This window comes from Kitasatospora sp. NPDC098652 (assembly GCF_044760155.1).
Taxonomy (GTDB): Bacteria; Actinomycetota; Actinomycetes; order Streptomycetales; family Streptomycetaceae; genus Kitasatospora.
Genome location: NZ_JBIWAQ010000014.1, coordinates 167,777 through 186,815, shown reverse-complemented (window position 1 = coordinate 186,815; position 19,039 = coordinate 167,777). Strand labels below are relative to the sequence as shown.

Sequence of the window (19,039 nt, the reverse complement as noted above, 5' to 3'; positions counted from 1 at the left end):
TCCCCTCGGCGCGCCACTCCTTGAGGGTGGGGCCGGCGCGCCGGCGGCGGGGCCCGTCGTACCGGTCCGGTACGGCGGGCCCCGCCGCTACCGCGCCAGCACCGCGGTGAGCGCACCGAGTAGCAGGAAGGGACCGACCGGGACCTCCAGTCCGCGCCACGGGCGCCGACGGACCAGCAGGGCGGTGACCCGCAGGGTGCCCCACAGGCCGGCGAGCACCACGGCCGCGGCCAGCCCACCGATCGCGACCCACCAGCCGTACCAGCCCAGCAGCCCGCCCAGGGCGAGCCCGAGCGGTGAGTCCCCGGGGCCCAACGCGCCGATCTGGACGGCGACTTCGAGCAGTGCGCCGACCGCCAGCGCGACCAGCAGGCAGCGCAGCAGCACCCCCGGGCGCCCCTCGGCCAGCGCCGCCACCGCCAGCAGCACGGCCACCCCGGCCAGCAGCGGCCCGGTCAGCCGGTACGGCAGCCGGCGTACCCGGGCGTCGGTGAAGCCGAGCGCCACCCCGAACGCGCCCGCCCAGGCGAGCGCCGCCGCCTGCGGGCCGTCCGCCGCCCAGGCGACCGCGACCGCGACCGCCGCGGCGACCGCCTCCACCGCCCCCGGCCCGGCCCCCAGCCGCCCCCGGCAGCCCGGGCAGCGACCGGTCGGCGGCAGCAGCCGCCCCACCGGGCGCCCGCACAACGGGCAGGCCTCGCACCAGGGTTCGCCCTCGGGCACGGCGAAGCGGGCGACCAGCGCGCGCAGCACAGGAGCCAGCAGGAGGGCGACCAGCACCGCCCCGGCCACGACCGTCACCACCGGCACTCCCCCTTCCTCTTGTCGGCTTCGCTCTCTCGACTTCTGGCGACCGACCGGCCCCCCATCTTCCCGCCCGGGGCGGGCGGCCGGTGTGCCGTCCGTCTCGTTCCGGTGGAGAATCCGCCGCAGGGATCGACGGCGTTCCTCGCATACGCGAGCATTCCGGACATCCGGGCAGCGGTTTGGAAGGCCGTTCGACACCCCCGCCTGGTGATCCAAGGAGGCCCTTCCGGGCTCGGCGAGCCGCCCTCCCGGACACCCGGCACCGGGCCCCGGCGTGCCCCTAAAGTAGGCAGGCATGCAGGTCATCCAGTCCAGCAAGCTCGCCAACGTCTGCTACGACATCCGCGGCCCGGTGCTCGACGAGGCGATGCGGCTGGAGGAACAGGGCCACCGCATCCTCAAGCTCAACACCGGCAACCCGGCCACCTTCGGCTTCGAGGCGCCCCCGGAGATCCTCCAGGACATCCTGCGCAACCTCGCGAACGCGCACGGGTACGGCGACTCCAAGGGCCTGCTCTCGGCCCGCCGCGCCGTGGTGATGCACTACGAGGAGCGCGGCCTGCACGGGCTCTCGGTCGACGACGTCTTCCTCGGCAACGGCGTCTCCGAGCTGATCCAGCTCGCCATGACCGCGCTGCTGGACGACGGCGACGAGGTGCTCGTCCCGGCGCCGGACTACCCGCTGTGGACGGCCTCGGTCTCGCTGGCCGGCGGCACCGCGGTGCACTACCGCTGCGACGAGCAGTCCGAGTGGTACCCGGACCTCGCCGACATCGAGGCCAAGGTCACCGACCGGACCAGGGCCATCGTGGTGATCAACCCGAACAACCCGACCGGCGCGGTCTACCCGCGCGAGGTGCTGGAGGGCATCGCCGAGATCGCCCGCCGGCACCAGCTGGTGGTCTACGCGGACGAGATCTACGACAAGATCCTCTACGACGACGCCGAGCACGTCCCGCTGGCCACCCTGGCCCCGGACCTCTTCTGCGTCACCTTCAACGGACTGTCCAAGGCGTACCGGGTCGCGGGCTTCCGCTCCGGCTGGATGGTGCTCTCCGGCGACCGGCAGCGCGCCCGCAGCTACGTCGAGGGCCTGACCGTGCTCGCCTCGATGCGGCTGTGCGCCAACATGCCGGCCCAGCACGCGGTGGCCGCCGCGCTCGGCGGACGGCAGTCGATCAAGGACCTGGTACTGCCCGGCGGCCGGCTGCTCGCCTCCCGCGACGCCGCGTACGAGCTGCTCAACCAGATCCCCGGCGTGAGCTGCGTCAAGCCGAAGGGCGCGCTGTACGCCTTCCCCCGGCTGGACCCGAAGGTCTACAAGATCAAGGACGACGCCCAGATGGTGCTGGACCTGCTGCGCTCCCAGCGCATCCTGCTGGTCCAGGGCACCGGCTTCAACTGGCCCGAGCCGGACCACTTCCGGCTGGTCACGCTGCCGCGGCCGGAGGAGATCACCGACGCGGTGACCAGGATCGGCGACTTCCTCAGCGGCTACACCCAGCCCTGACCCCTCCTGCCGGAGGGGCGCTCTCTCCACAGGAGGGGGAAACGCTACGGCCGGAGTCCCGGCCCTGGTGGTCTCCTTGGTCGGGGAAAGACCACCCGGCGGAACTCCGGCCGTCCCGTCACTCGGTCGGCGCGCGGTTCGTGCCGCGCGCCGACCTCTCGCTCGACTGAGGCTCAGGCTCAGCCGAGGCGCGCGACCAGGCTCCGGTACTCGTCCCACAGCTCCTTCGGGGTGTGGTCGCCGAACAGCTCCAGGTGGGCCGGCACCAGCGCGGCCTCCTGGCGCCAGATGTCGGCGTCCACGGTGAAGAGCAGGTCGAGGTCCTCCTCGGACAGCTTGAGGTCACCCAGGTCGAAGCCCTCGACCTTCGGCAGCACGCCGATCGGGGTCTCGACGCCGTCGGCGATGCCCTCCAGGCGCTCGACGATCCACTTGAGCACGCGGCTGTTCTCGCCGTAGCCGGGCCAGACGAACTTGCCCTCGGCGTTCTTGCGGAACCAGTTGACGTAGTAGATCTTCGGCAGCTTGGCGGCGTCCGCCTGGGCGCCGACCTTCAGCCAGTGGGCGAAGTAGTCGCCCATGTTGTAGCCGCAGAACGGCAGCATCGCGAACGGGTCGCGGCGCAGCTCGCCGACGGTGCCCTCGGCGGCGGCGGTCTTCTCGGAGGCGATGTTGGCGCCCAGGAAGACGCCGTGCTGCCAGTTGAAGGACTCGGTGACCAGCGGGACGGCGGTGGCCCGGCGGCCGCCGAACAGGATCGCCGAGATCGGCACGCCCGCCGGGTCCTCCCACTCGGGGGCGATGGTCGGGCACTGCGCGGCCGGGACGGCGAAGCGGGCGTTCGGGTGGGCGGCGGGGGTGCCGGACTCGGGGGTCCAGTCGTTGCCGCGCCAGTCGGTGAGGTGCGCCGGGGGCTCCTCGGTGAGGCCCTCCCACCACACGTCGCCGTCGTCGGTGAGGGCGACGTTGGTGAAGACGGTGTTGCCCCAGAGGGTGTCGATGGCGTTGGCGTTGGTGTCCACGCCGGTGCCGGGGGCGACGCCGAAGAAGCCGGCCTCGGGGTTGATCGCGTAGAGGCGGCCGTCCGCGCCGAAGCGCATCCAGGCGATGTCGTCGCCGATGGTCTCGACCTTCCAGCCCGGGATGGTCGGCTGGAGCATGGCCAGGTTGGTCTTGCCGCAGGCCGACGGGAAGGCGGCCGCGACGTACTTGACCTCACCGGACGGCGGGGTGAGCTTGAGGATGAGCATGTGCTCGGCCAGCCAGCCCTCGTCGCGGGCCATGGTCGAGGCGATGCGCAGCGCGTAGCACTTCTTGCCGAGCAGGGCGTTGCCGCCGTAGCCGGAGCCGAAGGACCAGATCTCCTTGGTCTCCGGGAAGTGCGAGATGTACTTGGTGCTGTTGCACGGCCACGGCACGTCCGCCTCGCCCTCGGCGAGCGGGGCGCCGACGGTGTGCACGGCCTTGACGAAGTCCCCGGCCTCGCCGAGCTGCTCGAGCACGGCCTTGCCCATGCGGGTCATCACACGCATCGACACCGCGACGTAGGCGGAGTCGGTGATCTCGACGCCGTACGCGGCCAGCGGGGAGCCGACCGGGCCCATCGAGAAGGGCACGACGTACATCGTGCGGCCCTTCATCGCGCCGCGGAACAGGCCCTGCTCGCCCTGGAAGACCTCGCGCATCTCGGCGGGGGCCTTCCAGTGGTTGGTCGGTCCGGCGTCCTTCTCCTGCTCGGAACAGATGAAGGTGCGGTCCTCCACGCGCGCGACGTCGGACGGGTCCGAGGCGGCGTAGTAGGAGTTGGGGCGCTTCTCCTCGTTCAGCTTCTTGAAGGTGCCCTGAGCCACCAGCAGGTCCGCGAGGCGCTGGTACTCCTCGTCGGAACCGTCGCACCACTCGATGCGGTCCGGCTGGGTGAGCTCGGCGATCTCGCTCACCCAAGCGAGCAGCTGCTTGTGGCGGGTGGGCGCGGATGCGCTGAGAGCAGAGATCTCGTACGACACGATCGCTCCGTTTCACGCCGTCCCGGCGGGGAGACGGCGTAGCGGTGGTCTGAGGGTGCTTGCAGCGTAGACCCGGCTCCTGGCCCCCGATGCGGCGCTGCGGCGAAATTGACGCATCTTTTACTACAGTAAGTATGATTACTGGCCAGTATTGCGTCGTTCACATCCCGGACGGAGTGCGCGGCGCCACACTCCGATTGCTCCAAAACGTCCAAGAGTGATGAGCACCACTTCCTTACGCATCAGTAACCTACGGTCCCGTAGGTAGCGGGTAGCATGCTGCCCATGACTGCTGCTGCGCTCGCGGAGAGCACTGGGGAGAGCCCGGCCGAGAGCCGGGAGGACAAGCCGAAGTGGCGCGGCTGGCTGCACGCCGCGATGTTCCCCGCCACCGTCGCCGCCGGGATCGTGCTGATCTGCCTGGCCGACTCCACGCCGGCCAAGATCGCCTGCGCGGTCTACTCGGTCAGCGCCTGGCTGCTGTTCGGCGTCAGCGCGGTCTACCACCGCTTCGACTGGGGCCCGCGCGGGGACGCCGTGCTCCGGCGGCTGGACCACGCGAACATCTTCCTGATCATCGCGGGCACCTACACGCCGTTCACGATCCTGCTGCTCAACGGCGCCGACCAGCAGATACTTCTCTGGGTCGCCTGGGGCGGGGCGCTCGCCGGAATAGCCTTCCGGGTGTTCTGGGTCGGCGCCCCGCGCTGGCTGTACACCCCCGTGTACATCGCGCTGGGCTGGGCCGCCGCCTTCTTCCTGCCGGACTTCCTGCGCACCGGCGGCGTCGCCGTCCTGGTGCTGATGATCGTCGGCGGGGTGCTCTACAGCATCGGCGGCGTGGTGTACGGGCTCAAGCGGCCCAACCCCTCACCGCGCTGGTTCGGCTTCCACGAGGTGTTCCACGCGTTCACCCTCGGAGCCTTCATCGTGCAGTACGTCGGCGTCTCACTGGTGGCGTACAGCGCGGCCGGCTGAACCCGGCGCGCCCCGACGGGCGGCCGTCCGGTCCGTGGACCGGGTGGCCGCCCGTTCGGCTGTCCGGGGCCGCTCGTACGCGGCCCGACCCTGCGGGCGGCGCGGGTACGGCGGGTGGTCGGCGGCGCCCGGCTCCGCCTCCAACTCCGACTGGCGGTCGACCGGCCGTGCCTGCTCTGCCTGCTCTGCCCGCTCTGCCTGCTCTGCCTGCTCTGCCTGCTCTGCCTGCGACCGTGACCGCGGGGAGCGCACCGCCGCCGCGGACTCCGGCGGCTCCGCCCCGGCCCGTCCGCGCGCCTGCCGCTCGTCCAGTGCCTCCCGGGCCCGGCGGCAGCGCTCGCAGTGGGCGGCGTCCGGGATGCCGCGCCGCGGCCGGTGCCCGGCCCGGGACGGCCGCCGGTGCGCCGCCTGCCAGCGGCGGCCGACGTACACCATGACCAGCAGCGTCTCGATCCCGGCGACCACGAGCACCAGTGGCGCCCCGCTGACCAGGTAGGCCGCGACCACGGCCAGCGCGGAACCCACCACCACGGCCGCGCCCCACGCCTGGGCCCGCGCCTGCCTGTCGTCACTGTCGGCCACTTCGGCTCCCCTTTCCCGGCGCCGGGCTCGTGGTCGGCTCCTGCCGCCCCACCCCTTCTCCGCTCTCGGCACGCGTCCGGCCAGCACTGACCGATTGCCACATGGTATCTACCGACAGTCACCCGGAGCCGCCCCGAGGCGGCGAACGACAGATCAACGTTGCGTCAATTCCTCGTGCGGAAGCAGCACTTCCAGGACACACCACGGAGCGTAATCAGATCGTCGCACCATCCCTGAATTGACAGTCGGCCCCTTTTGAGAGTTACTGTCATTTGACAGAAGCTTTCTCAAAACCACAGCCCCTGGAGGTCGCCGTGCCCGCCGACCCGCGCCGCTGGCTCGCCCTGGTCGCCGTCGCCCTGAGCGTCCTGGTGATCAGCTTCGACATGACGATCCTGAACGTCGCCCTCCCCACCCTGGCCTCGCAGTTGCAGGCCACCACCGGGCAGCAGCAGTGGATCGTCGACGCCTACACCGTGGTCTTCGCCGCCGCGATGCTCCCGGCCGGCCTGCTCGGCGACACCTACGGCCGCCGCCGCACGCTCACCGTCGGCCTCGCCCTGTTCGGACTCGCCTCCGCCGTCGGCATGCTCACCGACTCGCCCGCCACCCTGATCGCCGCCCGCGCCGCGATGGGCCTGGCCGCCGCCCTCGTCATGCCGATGTCACTGGCGGTCATCCCCGGGATCTTCCCGGCCGGCGAACGCCGCCGGGCCACCGCGATCCTCTCCGCCGCGATCGCCGGCGGAGCCCCGCTCGGGCCGCTGATCGGCGGCCTCCTGCTCCAGCACTTCTGGTGGGGCTCGGTCTTCGCCGTCAACGTCCCGCTCACCGTGCTCGGCATCGGCGCCTGCCTCCTGCTGCTGCCCGAGACCCGCAACCCCGCCGCACCCCGGATCGACCTGCCCGGCACCGTCCTCGCCGCCACCGGCCTCGGCGCGCTCACCTACGGCATCATCGAGGGCTCCGACCGCGGCTGGGCCGACCTCCTGGTGCTCACCACCCTGATCGGCTCGGTGGTCCTGCTCACCGCCCTGGTGCTGCGCAGCCGCCACCGCAGCGACCCGATGCTCGACCTCACCCTGCTCGCCGACCCGGCCTTCCGCTGGTCCTCGGTCGCCGCCACCCTGATCTCGCTCGTCCTGTTCGGCGCCTTCTTCGTCCTGCCGCTCTACTTCCAGAGCGTGCTCGGCGCCGACGCCCTCGGCTCCGGACTGCGGCTGATGCCGATGATGCTCGGCCTGCTCGTCGCCGCCCGGCTCAGCGAACGGCTGGTGACACGGCTCGGCGCCCGCGCCGTGATCACCCTCGGCCTGGCCCTGCTCGCCGCCGCCCTGCTGTTCGGCAGCCGCACCGGCAGCACCGACGGGTACGGGCGGGCCGCGGCCTGGCTCACCGTCCTCGGCCTCGGCATGGGCCTGGCGCTGATCACCGCCCAGGGCTCCGCCCTGATCACCCTGCCGCCCGCCCGGGCCGGCGTCGGCTCCGGACTGCTCCAGACCCTGCGGCAGGTCGGCGGCGCGATCGGGATCGCCGCCTTCGGCAGCCTGCTGGCCGGGTCCTACCGGAGCGCGCTGGACACCGGCGGGCTCCCCGCGGAGGCCGCGCACCGGGCCGAGGCGTCGGTGGTCGCCGCCGACGCCGTCGCCCGGGAGACCGGGCGGCCGGCGCTCGGCGCCGCGGCACACGCGGCGTACGTGCACGGGATGGGCCTCGTCCTGCTGGTCGCCGGGCTGGTCGCGGCGGTCTCGGCGGTCCTGGTCGCGGCCCGGATGCCGGCCGCGGAAGCCACCCGGGGCACCCCCGCCGACCGGCCCGAACCCGCCACCGCCGGAGATCACCGATAATCGGGGCCATGAAGAGCGAGCAGCCGACCGCGGCCCTCCCGGACGCCCCGACCAACCCGGTCCAGGCCCGACTGGAGGCGCCGCTGTCGCTGCGCGAGCGGAAGAAGTTGAAGACCCGGCAGACCGTGCGCCGCGAGGCGTACCGCCTGTTCGCCGAGCAGGGCTACGAGAACACCACGCTCGAGCAGATCGCCGCCGCCGCCGAGATCTCCCCCTCCACCCTCTTCCGGTACTTCGCCACCAAGGAGGACCTCGTCCTGACCGACGAGTACGACCCGGTGATCACCGCCGCCCTGCTCGACCGGCCGGCCGGTGAACCCTTCCTGCGGTCCTGCCGGGAGGCCCTGATCGGCCTGATCCGCGCCCTGCTCCAGCACGAGCGCCAGGAACTGCTGACCCGGATGCGGCTGGTCACCGAAGTCCCCGCGCTGCGGGCCGGACTGTTCCGGGCCGGCAACAGCCCGCACGAGCTCTACCTCTCCGTCCTCACCCGACGGGCGGGCGTCGAGCACCCCACGTACGAGATGCGGGTCACGGCCGCCGCCATCGGCGCCGCCACCGTCGAGGCCGTGCTCCAGTGGGCCGCGCAGGACGGCCGGGAGGACATCGCCGACCTGGTCGACCGCACCTTCGCGCTGCTGGAGAGCGGCTTCGCCGGGGTGTGAGCACACGGTGACGGGGCCCGGCTCGGTGCAGAGCCGGGCCCCGTCGCGGTCTCAGCGGTTGCCCCGCCTGCGCCGCAGTACCGCACCGGCACCCACCAGCGCGGTGGCGCCGAGCGCGGCGGCCGCCGTCACGGCCGGGAGCCCCGAACCGCCGTCCGCTCCGGATGCCGCGGAGGCCCCGGAGGCCCCGGAGGCCGCGGCCTGGGCCGCCGGGGCGGCCGCGGCTGCTCCGGCGGCGTTCAGCTCGTAGCCGCCGCCCTTGCCCTCCCGGTCGTACGCCGAGCCGGGCAGCTTGTCCCCGTACCGCTGGTGCACCAGCTGCTGGTACCCGGCCAGCGACACCCCGTCCGCGCCCACCGAGCGCCGGGCCTCGTCGTCCAGCGGCAGCACCCGGCCGTCCCGCAGCACGTACCAGGCGTTGACCTGCGGCTCCCGGAAGGCCGTACCGCCGCCGCTGCCGGCCGCCTTCGCCGCGTAGTCGCTCTCGTCGCCGCCGGAGGCGATGTTGACGACCCGCCAGGAATCGCCCTGGCGGACCGTCCAGACCGAGGCGGTCTGCCCGTCCGCCGCGACCACCTTGCTCGCCGTGAACTCGGCCTTCGCCACCGGTGCGCCCGGGGTGCCGGACACGAAACCGGCGTCCAGGGTGTAGACCGGCACGGTGTCACCGGCCAGGCGGGGCGCCGCGTCACTCGCCGCCTTCGCCTCCTCGGCGGCACCGATGGTCAGTTGCTGCGTCGGCGGGACGCCCTTGCGGGCGAAGAAGTGGCCCACCTTGTCGAGTACCGCGGGGTCCTGGACGGCGCTGCGGGCCCCGGCCAGGTCGGCGGCGGGCACCGGTGCGGGGGCGGCGGGTGCGCCGGAGGCGCCGGAAGCGCCTGGTGCGTCGGCCTGCGCGGCCGGGGCGAGCGCCAGCGCGAGGCCGGCGGCGAGCAGGACGGTGACGGCGGCCCGGCGGGCCGTACTGAGCTCGGTCATGGTCGTCCTCACGCGCCGATCCGGTACAGGGAGTGGGTCCAGGAGAACGTGTTGTTGTTCACGTAGTACCAGTAGTCCGCCCAGTTGTAGCGGTAGTTGGACGGCCACGGGTCGCCCCAGTAGACCCAGTTGTTGCCGGTGTCGTACCCGTACAGGACGTGCATGTGCCCGCCGCCCGAGCTCCACTGGATGCGCGTCTCGATCGGGCGGTTGGCGTCCACCTCGGACTGCACCGTGCTGTAGCGCAGGTACCCGGTGACGTACGAACCCGGGTTGATGCCGACCCAGTCCAGCCCGTTCTGCACGTCGGCCAGCGAGGCCTGGCTGTTCGGGCAGCTGGAGTCGACCGAGCGGCCGAACGCGGCGTTGCAGAACTGGTTCTGGCTGTAGTTGTAGCCGAACCAGGTGGCGATGGTGTTCCCGCTCGCCGCCCAGCACCAGTTGGTCTGCTGTTGCTGCTGCATGGTGATGTTGAGCTTCTTGAAGGTGCCGGCCAGATCGGCCGTGCTGCCGGGTGCCGCCGCCGGGCGGGCCTGGTGCGCGGCCCGGTGGAGGGCGGGGGCGGGGGCGGCCGTGGGGGTGGCCGCCGCCGGGGTGCTCACCGCGGCGGTCAGCGCCGGGCCCAGCACACCCAGGGCCAACAGCGAGACCGCGCGGCGCAGCCGTATCCGTGGAACTGGCATGGGGGAATGCCTCCTTGCACGAGTGGAGCGAGGTGCTGTGTGGGGGCGCGGTCCGGATCGCGCCCCGAGCATCGCGCCGCACTCCGGGCCCGGTCAACGGCCCCGGACGGGCCCCGACCGCGGTGTGAACGGGCCCGCGCGGATGTGAACGGCACCCGGGAAACCCCGGCGCGAGCTGCCCGGACCGGTGACAAACCGCCGCACGGATGTGAATATTCACGGTCAAAACCCGGTCCGTGCCCGCCAGGAGGCCGCCATCCACCGAAGCGACCCAGCCGACCTCGCCGCCGCCCTGCGCACCGGCCCGTTCCACCTCGCCCTGCGCACCGCCATCGCCACCCGCGGCCTCACCCTGCACCGCATCCGCCGCCACCTCGCCCTGCGGGGCGTCAACGTCGGCCTCACCAGCCTCAGTTACTGGCAGCAGGGGCAACGACGGCCCGAACGCCCCGAATCACTGCGCGCCGTCGCCGCCCTCGAAGACGTTCTCGACCTCCCCGAACACTCCCTCACCCGGCTCCTCGGCCCCCGCCGCACCGCCCCGGCCGCCGGACCCCCCGTCCGCCCCTACCGCGACCTGATCTCCCCGCCCACCGCCGTCGACGGCCTGCTCGCCACCCTCGCCGGCCCCCGCGACACCGGCCTGCACACCATCACCCACATCGAACGCATCCGCGTCGGCCCCGACCGCCAACTCACCCGCCGCGACTCCCAACACGCCCTGCGCGCCCACCGCGACGGCATCGACCGCTACCTAGCCCTCCACCAGGGCGACCCCGGCAGCGACACCGCCCTCGTCGGCGTCCGCGCCGAGGAGAACTGCCGCCCCGGCCGCATCCGCCGCGACCAGGCCCACCACCTCCTCGCCGCCGAACTCCTCCTCGACCGCCGCCTGCGCGCGGGCGACACCCACCTCCTCGGCTACGGCTTCGACGACGCCCCCTCCCCCACCCCCAGCTGCGAATACGTCCGCGGCTTCAACTCCGGCGCCGGCCAGTACGTCCTCCAGATCACCTTCCACCCCAGCGCCCTCCCCGTCCGCTGCCACCGCATCGCCCTCCACTCCCCCGGCGCACCCCCCTACGAGACCGAGGAACTCACCCTCGACGGCCACCACTGCGTCCACCTGGTCGCCACGGCGATCCGGCCGTGCATCCTGGGCATCCGGTGGGACTGGGAGTGAGGCGGAGCGATCAGTGCGACCAGTACGGGTCGTCGAGGGGCTCGAACTTGGCCCCGGCCGTAGTTCTGGCCAGCGGGGACAGGGGTTCGTACTCGTGAGCGGGCTGGTACAGCACGCCACCGGCCTCGGCCCGGAGCATCACCGTGTAGGAAGAAGGGTCCTGGGTTTCATAGGCGTAGAACGTCAGGTAGATCTCGCCACCGACGTTCCCCACGCCCTGGAGCGAGTGAAGCTCCTCATTCCGCTCGACCAGCCGGCTTCCGAGCGCGCGCCAGACCTGGGTCACCTGGTCCATCAAAACCGGCAACTTGGCCCGCGAGACAACGGTCCGCGCCCGGATGATCTCGGTGACGTCCGACCCCATACTCGGTTCGCCGTCCCAGAGATGATGCGCTCTGTCCACCTCGAAGTCGGCACCCGCGTAGGTGAGAGAAGGTGAGATCCCGTCAATCGTGGCGCGAAGGGCCTGGTCGATCCGGCCCTTCGCGGTGCCCGTCCCCACCCTGCCCGATCGGTCGGCCAGCGCCAGGGGGCCGTACCCGTTGACGAAGAGCACCGCTTGGACGGACACGATGACGACGAACGACAGGACGATCCCACCGGCCGTCTTCCAGCGCTTCGTCATCGGCCCGCCGTCAGGCGAACGTCCTCGGGCCTGCCCGCGACGATCGCGCCGACGTTGCCGAGGGAGGGACCGCCGGTCTCCGGGGCCAGGTACTTGGTGTGCATCCCGAAGTCCATCAAACTCCACGGCTTGCTCCAACCGTCGACGGTGAAGCGCTTCGCGCCGAAGGAGTCGCTCGCCGGGTCCCTCCCGTACCAGAGGTCGTGCGGGTCTGCTCCGACCAGCCCGCCGAAGGGCCACGGGACCGCTTGGTTCTTCGGGGAGGGGATCTGGGTGACCGGATCGTTTCCGGCCGCGCCCGCCCACACCCGACCGGCCGGCATCCCCAGGTCCGAAGCGTGCTTCACCCCGACACCGGGGCTGCCGATGATCACCACGTCATCGGGCCGCGAGTAGTTGCCCTGGTGAGCGGCCATCCACGTGGCCTGACCGACGACGAGCGAGCCGTAGCTGTGTCCGATTGAGGTGATGTGCGGGCTCTGGCCACTCGTGTTGGTCGCCCGGAGCCCGGTGACGAACCTCGCGTAGTCGGGAGCGCCCTTCACCGCCCGCTCGGCCGTGGTCGCGTTGATGTCGGCATCCGGCGGGTCGTAGCCGAGCCAAACGATCGAGGCCACCGATCCACCGGGCTTGACCTTCTGGTTGGCCTCCCGCCAGACGTTCAGCGCGTTCTCCGCCTCGTTGTTGCCAGGCGTGGTGCCGGGCTGCGCCTTTCCGAGCGAGTCGGGCGTGGTGGTGATCCCAGGAACGTAGGACGAGATGTCGGTCGCGGTGTCGGGGTTCCCGAAGGAGAGGATCACTCGGCCCTGGCCCTCCGTACCGATACCGATCAAGTACGTATGCGGCCGACCGTCCTGCGCTTGGGAGTCCTGCCGTATGCGCTCCCAGACGGGCCTGAGCTTCTCGTACTCCGCCTGCTCTTCCTTCGTCCGGTCGGCCTTGCCCCGGAGCTCGGTCATCCGCCGGTCCAGGTAGTCCCGGTTGACCGTGTCCCGCACCTCCGCCGGGATGCCGTCAAGGTTCCCGATGTTCTCCGGATGGTGGTCGATGAACCACTGCCGGCCGTCCGGGCCGAGGTTGTTCCACCAGCTGTTGACCTCCGTCGGAGGCGCCCCCACCGCCGGCATGTCCCTCAGGTACGGCGCCGCCGGGCCGGTCGCCGCCTTCTGGTCGGCCTCGGCGACGGCGAGGGTCAGTCCCGACTTGCTGGTGGCGTGCTGGGTGAAGCCGTTGAGCAGGCCGGCCAGTGTCCGGTCGGCCGTGCTCGCCTCGGTGATGGCCGCGCCGATCCGCTTGGAGATGTCGTCGGCCGCCGCCTTCTGCTTCGCCTCCTGGCCCGCGTCGACCGGGCCGCTCGACGCGGGCCAGCTCACCGTCCCGTCGTCGCTGACCGTCAGGCCCTTGGCGCCGGCGTCGACGACGGCCTGCCGGAGCTTCGACTGAGCAAGCGTGAAGAGGTCCGCGTAATCGCGCAGGGTCCGGCCGATCGCGGCCAGTTCGGTTTCCGCGGCGTGCAGTTGGGTGGTGGTGGCGTCCAGGGAGGGGATCGCGGCGTCGGCGGCCGGTCCGCTCCAGCCGGAGCCGTGGACCCGGTCGGTGGTGCCGCTCTTCCAGTCCGCGGTGTGCTGGGCGTACACCTTGTGCAGTGCGTCGAACGCGTCCCCCGCCGCGTGCAGGTCCGCCGGCTTGGCGTTCTTCACGCTCGCGAAGTCGAGGCGGCCCGCTGCCGCCTTCTGCTCCGGATCAGTCATGAGTATTCCCCCCGCTACTCGGCGCTACCATAACCCACGACTGCCACATCGAGACCGGGGGGACATGATGGCGGACGGCAACGGATTCACCGTCAAACCAGGCGAGTTGACCGCCGCCGGGAACAACGCGCTGACGGTCGCCGGCAAGGTCCCCGAGGAGACGGCGAAGCTGGCGGAGCCCAGCGCCACGGCCGCCGGGGGCCTGGCCGGGTGGCAGAGCGGGGCCGCACTGACGGGGTGCAGCAGCGCGTGGAAGACCTTGCTGGACGGGCTCGCCGCCGACATGAAGGCCGCTGGGGGCCACCTGATCACCTGCGCGCACGACTACCAGAACGCCGACCACCTGCCGCCGCCGACCACGGCGGCGGCCCACGACCCCTTCGAGACGAAGGTGGTCGGGGTGGCCGGCGTCCATCTCACCAGGGACGCCTGACACATTCCGCCTCCCGCATCCCGCATCCCACCTCCCCCCTAACGCGTAACTCCGTTACGGGGTAAGGAAGTCCACCACCAGGCAGTCCTCCACCGGCCGGTAGCCGATCTGCTGGTAGATGGAGTTGCTGGTCGGATTGGCGAGGTCGGTGTAGAGCAGCACCTCCTCCGCCCCGAGGCCGAGCACATGAGCGGAGGCGGCCGCGGTGACCGCGCTGGCGTAGCCGCGGCCGCGGCGGTCGGCGGGGGTGTAGACCGGGCCGATGCGGGACATTCCGGCGAGCACGGGGCTGGTGCCGGCCAGGGCGACGGGGGCGCCCGCGTCCTCCCAGAGGTGGAGGCCGCCGGAGGCCAGCTTGTCGTCCACGGCTTGGGCCGCGTCGGAGGGGGTGACGTCGACCTCGCTCATGAACTCCTCGTACCAGCGGATGGCCAGTTCCCGGTCGGCCGGTCCGGCGAGCCGGGGCCGGCCGGCGGGCGGGCGCGGCGGGTCGGTGAGCCGGCCGAGCCGGTAGAGCCGCTCCTCGACCCGGACGGACTGTGCGGTGCCGGTAGCGGCCGTCCAGGCCTCGGCGAAGGCGCGGACCGGCTCGGCCCCGCCGCCGACTCCGGCGACCTCGGTGAACCCGGGGCCGGCCTCGGCCAGTCGGACCGCCAGCTCGGCGGCCCGGGCCGGGGGCATGGCGGAGAGCCTGGGGGCGAACGGCGGGGTCTGCAGGAACGCGCCTTCGACCGGGCCGCCCGGTGCGGCCTGCCACCAGCCGAAGACCGGCGGCTGTTCCCCGAACGTGTCGAGGCCGGATCCGGCGAGCCGGTGGGCGACGGTGAGCAGGACGGTGTTCTCGGCCGGGTGGGCCGCCAGGAAGTCGCCCGCGTGGCGGCGGAAGTCGTCGAGCGAGGTGCTGAGCGTCCAGGTCATGACCCATCCTCACCCCGCTCGACGCCCGCGCGCCAACGGTTATTCGCCTACGACCGCAACGGCGCCGAGCCGTTCGCCGAGCACCGCCGGATCGGTGGTGGGCACCTCGCAGGCGAAGTGCCGGCAGACGTACGCCGCGGGCGCCCCGCCGACCAGCGGGCGGTCGGCCAGCAGCGGCACCTCGGTCTCCCCCGGCGCACCCACCGCCACCACCGCCCCGGGAGCGGTCCCGAGCAGGGCGGCCCGGCGCAGCGCCGCGGTGGCCGGGTGGTCGGCCGGGCCGACGACGGCGACCTCGCGCGGCCCGTCGAGCAGGGCCTCGGCGACGGCGAGGCCCCAGCCGATGAACCGGGGGGCCCGGCCGGCCAGGGCGCCGACGATGCCGAGGGCGCGTTCGGCGGCGGTGCGGTGCCGCTCGGAGCCGGTGTACGCGGCGTAGCCGAGGAGGGCCCCGGCGGCGGCGGTCCAGCCGGAGGGGGTGGCGTTGTCGGTCGGGTCCTGGGGGCGGCGGATGAGCTCCTCGGCGTCGTCGGCGGTGTCGTAGAGGGCGCCGGAGGCCTCGTCGGTGAAGTGCTTGAGCACGGTGTCGAGCAGGCCGCCCGCCAGCTGGAGCCATTCCGCCTCGCCGGTGACGGAGTAGAGGGCGAGGAAGCCCTCGGCGGTGTCGGCGTAGTCCTCCAGGACGCCGGCGTTGGTGCCTGGGCGGCCGTCCCGGGAGGTGCGCAGCAGCCGGCCGTCGGGGGTGAGGTGGACGGCGAGCAGCAGGTCGGCGGCGCGTTCGGCGGCCTCGACGAGGTCGGGGCGCTCCAGCAGGGCGCCGGTCTCGGCGAGGGCGGCGATGGCGAGGCCGTTCCACGCGGCGACCACCTTGTCGTCGCGGGCGGGTGCGGGCCGGGCCGCCCGGGCCTGGAGCATCCGCTGCCGGATCTCCTCGTACTCGGCGAAGTCCGCCGGGTCGGTGAGGAGTTGGAGCACGGAGGTGCCGTGCTCGAAGGTGCCTTCGGCGGTGACGGTGAACAGCCGGGCGGCGGTGGCCGCGTCGGCGGGGCCGAGCAGGTCCACCAACTGGCCGGGCTCCCACACGTAGTAGGCGCCCTCGGCGGAGGCGCCGGTCTCCTCGTCGAGGCTGTCGGCGTCCAGGGCGGACGCGAACGCGCCTTCGGGCGTGCGGAGTTCGCGCAGCAGGAAGTCGGCCGTGGACAGCGCGACCCGGCGGGCGAGCGCGGAGCCGGTGGCCCGCCACAGGTGCAGGTAGGCGCGCAGCAGCAGGGTGTTGTCGTACAGCATCTTCTCGAAGTGCGGCACCACCCAGCCGGCGTCCACGGCGTAGCGGGCGAAGCCGCCGCCGAGCTGGTCGTGGATGCCGCCGCGGGCCATCGCCTCGGCGGTGCGGGCGGCCATCTCCAGGGCGGCTTCGGAGCCGGTCCGGGCGTGGTGGCGGAGCAGGAACTCGATCACCATGGCCGGGGGGAACTTGGGGGCGCCACCGAAGCCACCGCGGGCCTGGTCGAACTCCCGGCCGAGGGTGACCAGCGCCTGGTGCAAATCGGCTTCGGCGGGCGGGTGGTGAGCGCCGGCCGAGTAGACGGCGGCGCGCTCGGCGAGGTCGGCCCGGATCCGCGCGGCAACCTCGCCGACCTCCTCCCGCCGGTCCCGCCAGGCCGCGTCCACGCCCTCCAGCACCTGCCGGAAGGACGGCATCCCGTGCCGCGGGGCGGGCGGGAAGTAGGTGCCGAAGTAGAACGGCTCCTTGCCGGGCGTGAGGAAGACCGTCATCGGCCACCCGCCCTGCCCGGTCGCCGCCTGCACGGCCTCCATGTACACCGCGTCGACGTCCGGCCGCTCCTCCCGGTCCACCTTGACCGCGACGAACCGCTCGTTCAGGTACCCGGCGAGCTCCGCGTCCTCGAAGCTCTCGTGCGCCATCACGTGGCACCAGTGACAAGCCGCGTACCCGACGCTCAGCAGCACCGGCACCCCACGCCGCTCGGCCTCCGCGAAGGCCTCCGGCCCCCAGGGCCACCAGTCGACCGGGTTGTCGGCGTGCTGCAGCAGGTACGGCGAGGTCGCGTCCGCGAGACGGTTCGGCATGCCGCCCATCCTCCCGCATGACGGGCCCCGCAGGCGTCAGGCCGCCCCGCCGGGCCGGCTTCCCCAGGGCCGGGCCGGCTTCCCCGCGGCCGGTCGGGCGGGCGCCGCGCCCCCGCCCGGGGCCCCACGGCCGCGGGCGGGAGGGGCTACTCCTTGGGGGCTTCCGGCTCCTCCGTGAAGTCGACCTTCTTGAACTGCCGGTTCATGGACTTGGCCAGGAACCACGTCGCCACGGCGAGGGCGGCGAAGACGACGAAGCCGAGGAGACCGGGGGTGACCTTGGCGTCGTCGACGGCGAGGTCAGCGGCGAGGTGGACGAGGTTCACGGGGGCGCTCATATCTCTATGGTGGCCCGGCTCACGCCGAGCCGGGCCGTCGGGGGTGGGTCAGTCGCGCGTGTCGGCGGCCTCGGCCGCCAGGCTGGGGGTGCGCAGTCCGGCGAACAGGTCGTCCTCCGGGAGGTCCACGTCGATCAGGGTACGGGCGAGCTCGTAGTCCTCGGTGGGCCAGACCTCGCGCTGGACGTCGAGCGGGACGCGGAACCACGGGCCGTCCGGGTCGATCTGGGTGGCGTGGGCGATCAGCGCGCGGTCACGGGTCTCGAACCAGTCGTCGCAGCGCACCCGGGTGGTGATCTCGCGCTCCTGGCGGCCGCTCTTCTCCCAGCCCGCGATCCACTCGCCGTACGGGGAGTCGTGCCCGTGCTCGGTGAGGTACTGGTGCAGGGCGCGGATGCGGCCCATCGGGAAGCCGTGGTTGTAGTAGAGCTTGAGCGGCTGCCAGGGCTCGCCGGCCTCGGGGTAGGCGTCCGGGTCGCCGGCGGCGTCGAAGGCCAACATGGTGATCTTGTGGGTCATGATGTGGTCCGGGTGCGGGTAGCCGCCGTTCTCGTCGTAGGTCGTGATGACCTGCGGCTTGAACTCGCGGATCAGCCGGACCAGCGGCTCGGCCGCCTCCTTGACGTCCTGCAGGGCGAAGCAGCCCTCGGGCAGCGGGGGCAGCGGGTCGCCCTCCGGCAGACCGGAGTCCACGAAGCCCAGCCAGGCCTGCTTGACGCCGAGGATCGCCCGCGCCTCGTCCATCTCCTTGCGGCGCACCTCGTGGATGTTCTCCTCGATGTACGGGTCCCCCTGCAGCTTGGGGTTGAGGACCGACCCGCGCTCGCCCCCCGTGCAGGTGGCCACGAGCACGTCCACACCGTGCTCGACGTACATGGCCATGGTGGCCGCGCCCTTGCTGGACTCGTCGTCCGGGTGGGCGTGCACCGCCATCAGTCGCAACTGCTCAGTCAACGCCTTGCGTTCCTTCCACATTGTCGGGCGTTCCGCGAAGTCCGGTCTGCCCACCGTACGAACCGCTCACTTCGGGACCGCGTCGCCGCAAGGCCGGCCTGCGCCGGTCTCCGGCGCGGCCGAGCCCCGCCCCCGCCGGACCGGCCGCGGGCGTGCCCCTCCTATAGTGACGGACTGGAGGTCCGTCGCATTCCCCGCACCACCCGCGCGGTCCCTCCCGAGGAGAGGACGGAGTCCGATGACTGCACAGAGCACCGCGACGCAGCTGCCCGAGGGGCGCTACGGCCGGAGGGGCGACGGCGAGTCGGACCGTCGGCTCAAGGTGGTCGGCGCGGTCTGCGGCGTGCTCGGCCTGGGGCTGATCGCCTGGCTGGGCGGCTCCTACCTGCTGCGCGAGTCGAAGATCAACGGCTCGGTGCCGACCTTCCAGGTGCTCTCCGACTCCGAGGTGCAGCTGCACCTCACCGTGCGCAAGAGCGACGGTACGGCCGGCACCTGCACGGTCCGTTCGCAGGGCGACGACCACGCGGTGGTCGGGGTGGCCGACTTCCCGGTCCCCGCGGCCGGGTCCAGCTACGAGGCCACCGTCACCCTGCGCACCACCGCCCGCGGCACCACCGCCGAGCTGCTCGGCTGCACCCCGGCGAAGTAGGCGCGGTAACGGCGGCGCCCCCAGGGACACCCGGCGGA

General features: G+C 72.7%; 18 protein-coding genes. 7 read left to right on the top strand and 11 right to left on the bottom strand.

Going from position 1 to position 19,039, the window contains the following annotated elements:
* Positions 1–87: 87 nt before the first annotated feature.
* A complete protein-coding gene (locus ACIQWA_RS27535; protein ID WP_402487085.1) occupies positions 88–810 on the bottom strand; it encodes a prepilin peptidase in 723 nt (240 codons plus the stop codon).
* Between the two features lie 292 nt (positions 811–1,102).
* On the opposite strand from ACIQWA_RS27535, the gene ACIQWA_RS27530 reads away from it, so the two are divergent.
* Positions 1,103–2,317 (top strand): pyridoxal phosphate-dependent aminotransferase, encoded by a 1,215-nt coding sequence (locus ACIQWA_RS27530; protein ID WP_360231004.1) that lies wholly within the window; start codon positions 1,103–1,105, stop codon positions 2,315–2,317.
* Positions 2,318–2,496: 179 nt separating this feature from the next.
* Here the strand turns inward: ACIQWA_RS27530 and ACIQWA_RS27525 are convergent, their stop codons facing one another.
* Entirely contained in the window at positions 2,497–4,323 is a 1,827-nt protein-coding gene (locus ACIQWA_RS27525) for a phosphoenolpyruvate carboxykinase (GTP) (RefSeq protein WP_402487082.1), read from the bottom strand.
* Between the two features lie 285 nt (positions 4,324–4,608).
* Between ACIQWA_RS27525 and ACIQWA_RS27520 the strand changes: the two genes are divergently transcribed.
* The gene (locus ACIQWA_RS27520) at positions 4,609–5,301 is read left to right on the top strand and encodes a hemolysin III family protein (protein ID WP_360231008.1); all 693 of its coding nucleotides are present in this window, start codon (positions 4,609–4,611) and stop codon (positions 5,299–5,301) included.
* Here ACIQWA_RS27520 and ACIQWA_RS27515 read toward each other — a convergent pair.
* Entirely contained in the window at positions 5,272–5,883 is a 612-nt protein-coding gene (locus tag ACIQWA_RS27515; protein ID WP_402487079.1) for a hypothetical protein, read from the bottom strand. The two genes, ACIQWA_RS27520 and ACIQWA_RS27515, sit on opposite strands and share 30 nt — an antisense overlap.
* A 314-nt stretch (positions 5,884–6,197) precedes the next feature.
* Between ACIQWA_RS27515 and ACIQWA_RS27510 the strand changes: the two genes are divergently transcribed.
* Both ACIQWA_RS27510 and ACIQWA_RS27505 read left to right on the top strand, forming a co-directional pair.
* Positions 6,198–7,730 (top strand): MFS transporter, encoded by a 1,533-nt coding sequence (locus tag ACIQWA_RS27510; protein WP_402487076.1) that lies wholly within the window; start codon positions 6,198–6,200, stop codon positions 7,728–7,730.
* 8 nt (positions 7,731–7,738) lie between these two features.
* Positions 7,739–8,395, top strand: a complete 657-nt coding sequence (locus tag ACIQWA_RS27505) for a TetR/AcrR family transcriptional regulator (RefSeq protein ID WP_402487073.1) — start codon at positions 7,739–7,741, stop codon at positions 8,393–8,395.
* A gap of 51 nt (positions 8,396–8,446) precedes the next feature.
* Here ACIQWA_RS27505 and ACIQWA_RS27500 read toward each other — a convergent pair whose 3' ends face one another.
* Together ACIQWA_RS27500 and ACIQWA_RS27495 are read right to left on the bottom strand one after the other, a co-directional pair.
* Positions 8,447–9,373 carry a hypothetical protein gene (locus ACIQWA_RS27500; protein ID WP_402487070.1) on the bottom strand — a complete coding sequence of 309 codons (927 nt, stop codon included), beginning with the start codon at positions 9,371–9,373 and terminating at the stop codon, positions 8,447–8,449.
* 8 nt (positions 9,374–9,381) lie between these two features.
* On the bottom strand, positions 9,382–10,056 hold the full coding sequence (locus tag ACIQWA_RS27495) for a papain-like cysteine protease family protein (protein ID WP_402487067.1): 675 nt from the start codon (positions 10,054–10,056) through the stop codon (positions 9,382–9,384).
* Between the two features lie 214 nt (positions 10,057–10,270).
* On the opposite strand from ACIQWA_RS27495, the gene ACIQWA_RS27490 reads away from it, so the two are divergent.
* On the top strand, positions 10,271–11,239 hold the full coding sequence (locus ACIQWA_RS27490) for a hypothetical protein (RefSeq protein ID WP_360231303.1): 969 nt from the start codon (positions 10,271–10,273) through the stop codon (positions 11,237–11,239).
* Positions 11,240–11,249: 10 nt separating this feature from the next.
* Here the strand turns inward: ACIQWA_RS27490 and ACIQWA_RS27485 are convergent, their stop codons facing one another.
* Both ACIQWA_RS27485 and ACIQWA_RS27480 read right to left on the bottom strand, forming a co-directional pair.
* Positions 11,250–11,864, bottom strand: coding sequence for a hypothetical protein (locus tag ACIQWA_RS27485; protein WP_402487064.1), 615 nt, complete (start codon positions 11,862–11,864; stop codon positions 11,250–11,252).
* Positions 11,861–13,615 carry an alpha/beta hydrolase gene (locus ACIQWA_RS27480; protein ID WP_402487061.1) on the bottom strand — a complete coding sequence of 585 codons (1,755 nt, stop codon included), beginning with the start codon at positions 13,613–13,615 and terminating at the stop codon, positions 11,861–11,863. Before ACIQWA_RS27480 ends, ACIQWA_RS27485 begins: the two co-directional genes overlap by 4 nt.
* Positions 13,616–13,721: 106 nt before the next feature.
* On the opposite strand from ACIQWA_RS27480, the gene ACIQWA_RS27475 reads away from it, so the two are divergent.
* Positions 13,722–14,048 (top strand): hypothetical protein, encoded by a 327-nt coding sequence (locus ACIQWA_RS27475; RefSeq protein WP_402487058.1) that lies wholly within the window; start codon positions 13,722–13,724, stop codon positions 14,046–14,048.
* A 54-nt stretch (positions 14,049–14,102) separates the two neighbouring features.
* On the opposite strand, the gene ACIQWA_RS27470 is transcribed toward ACIQWA_RS27475, so the two are convergent.
* The 4 genes from ACIQWA_RS27470 to mca form a co-directional block, all read right to left on the bottom strand.
* Positions 14,103–14,966, bottom strand: coding sequence for a GNAT family N-acetyltransferase (locus ACIQWA_RS27470; protein WP_402487055.1), 864 nt, complete (start codon positions 14,964–14,966; stop codon positions 14,103–14,105).
* Positions 14,967–15,005: 39 nt separating this feature from the next.
* A complete protein-coding gene (locus tag ACIQWA_RS27465) occupies positions 15,006–17,057 on the bottom strand; it encodes a thioredoxin domain-containing protein (RefSeq protein WP_402487053.1) in 2,052 nt (683 codons plus the stop codon).
* 146 nt (positions 17,058–17,203) lie between these two features.
* Positions 17,204–17,395, bottom strand: a complete 192-nt coding sequence (locus ACIQWA_RS27460; protein ID WP_360231037.1) for a hypothetical protein — start codon at positions 17,393–17,395, stop codon at positions 17,204–17,206.
* Positions 17,396–17,443: 48 nt separating this feature from the next.
* Positions 17,444–18,349: a mycothiol conjugate amidase Mca gene (mca, locus tag ACIQWA_RS27455; RefSeq protein ID WP_360231040.1), complete on the bottom strand. Its 906-nt coding sequence runs from the start codon at positions 18,347–18,349 to the stop codon at positions 17,444–17,446.
* A 238-nt stretch (positions 18,350–18,587) separates the two neighbouring features.
* Here mca and ACIQWA_RS27450 point away from each other — a divergent pair, with 238 nt between their 5' ends.
* A complete protein-coding gene (locus ACIQWA_RS27450; protein WP_360231043.1) occupies positions 18,588–19,001 on the top strand; it encodes a DUF4307 domain-containing protein in 414 nt (137 codons plus the stop codon).
* Positions 19,002–19,039 lie beyond the last annotated feature (38 nt).

Excerpts from the sequence above, each read along its gene's own strand:
- ACIQWA_RS27530 (WP_360231004.1), top strand. The coding sequence starts at position 1,103 with ATGCAGGTCATCCAGTCCAGCAAGCTCGCCAACGTCTGCTACGACATC.
- ACIQWA_RS27520 (WP_360231008.1), top strand. The coding sequence starts at position 4,609 with ATGACTGCTGCTGCGCTCGCGGAGAGCACTGGGGAGAGCCCGGCCGAG.
- ACIQWA_RS27505 (WP_402487073.1), top strand. The coding sequence starts at position 7,739 with ATGAAGAGCGAGCAGCCGACCGCGGCCCTCCCGGACGCCCCGACCAAC.
- ACIQWA_RS27500 (WP_402487070.1), bottom strand. The coding sequence starts at position 9,373 with ATGACCGAGCTCAGTACGGCCCGCCGGGCCGCCGTCACCGTCCTGCTC.
- ACIQWA_RS27495 (WP_402487067.1), bottom strand. The coding sequence starts at position 10,056 with ATGCCAGTTCCACGGATACGGCTGCGCCGCGCGGTCTCGCTGTTGGCC.
- ACIQWA_RS27485 (WP_402487064.1), bottom strand. The coding sequence starts at position 11,864 with ATGACGAAGCGCTGGAAGACGGCCGGTGGGATCGTCCTGTCGTTCGTC.
- ACIQWA_RS27480 (WP_402487061.1), bottom strand. The coding sequence starts at position 13,615 with ATGACTGATCCGGAGCAGAAGGCGGCAGCGGGCCGCCTCGACTTCGCG.
- ACIQWA_RS27470 (WP_402487055.1), bottom strand. The coding sequence starts at position 14,966 with ATGACCTGGACGCTCAGCACCTCGCTCGACGACTTCCGCCGCCACGCG.
- ACIQWA_RS27465 (WP_402487053.1), bottom strand. The coding sequence starts at position 17,057 with ATGCCGAACCGTCTCGCGGACGCGACCTCGCCGTACCTGCTGCAGCAC.
- ACIQWA_RS27460 (WP_360231037.1), bottom strand. The coding sequence starts at position 17,395 with ATGAGCGCCCCCGTGAACCTCGTCCACCTCGCCGCTGACCTCGCCGTC.
- ACIQWA_RS27450 (WP_360231043.1), top strand. The coding sequence starts at position 18,588 with ATGACTGCACAGAGCACCGCGACGCAGCTGCCCGAGGGGCGCTACGGC.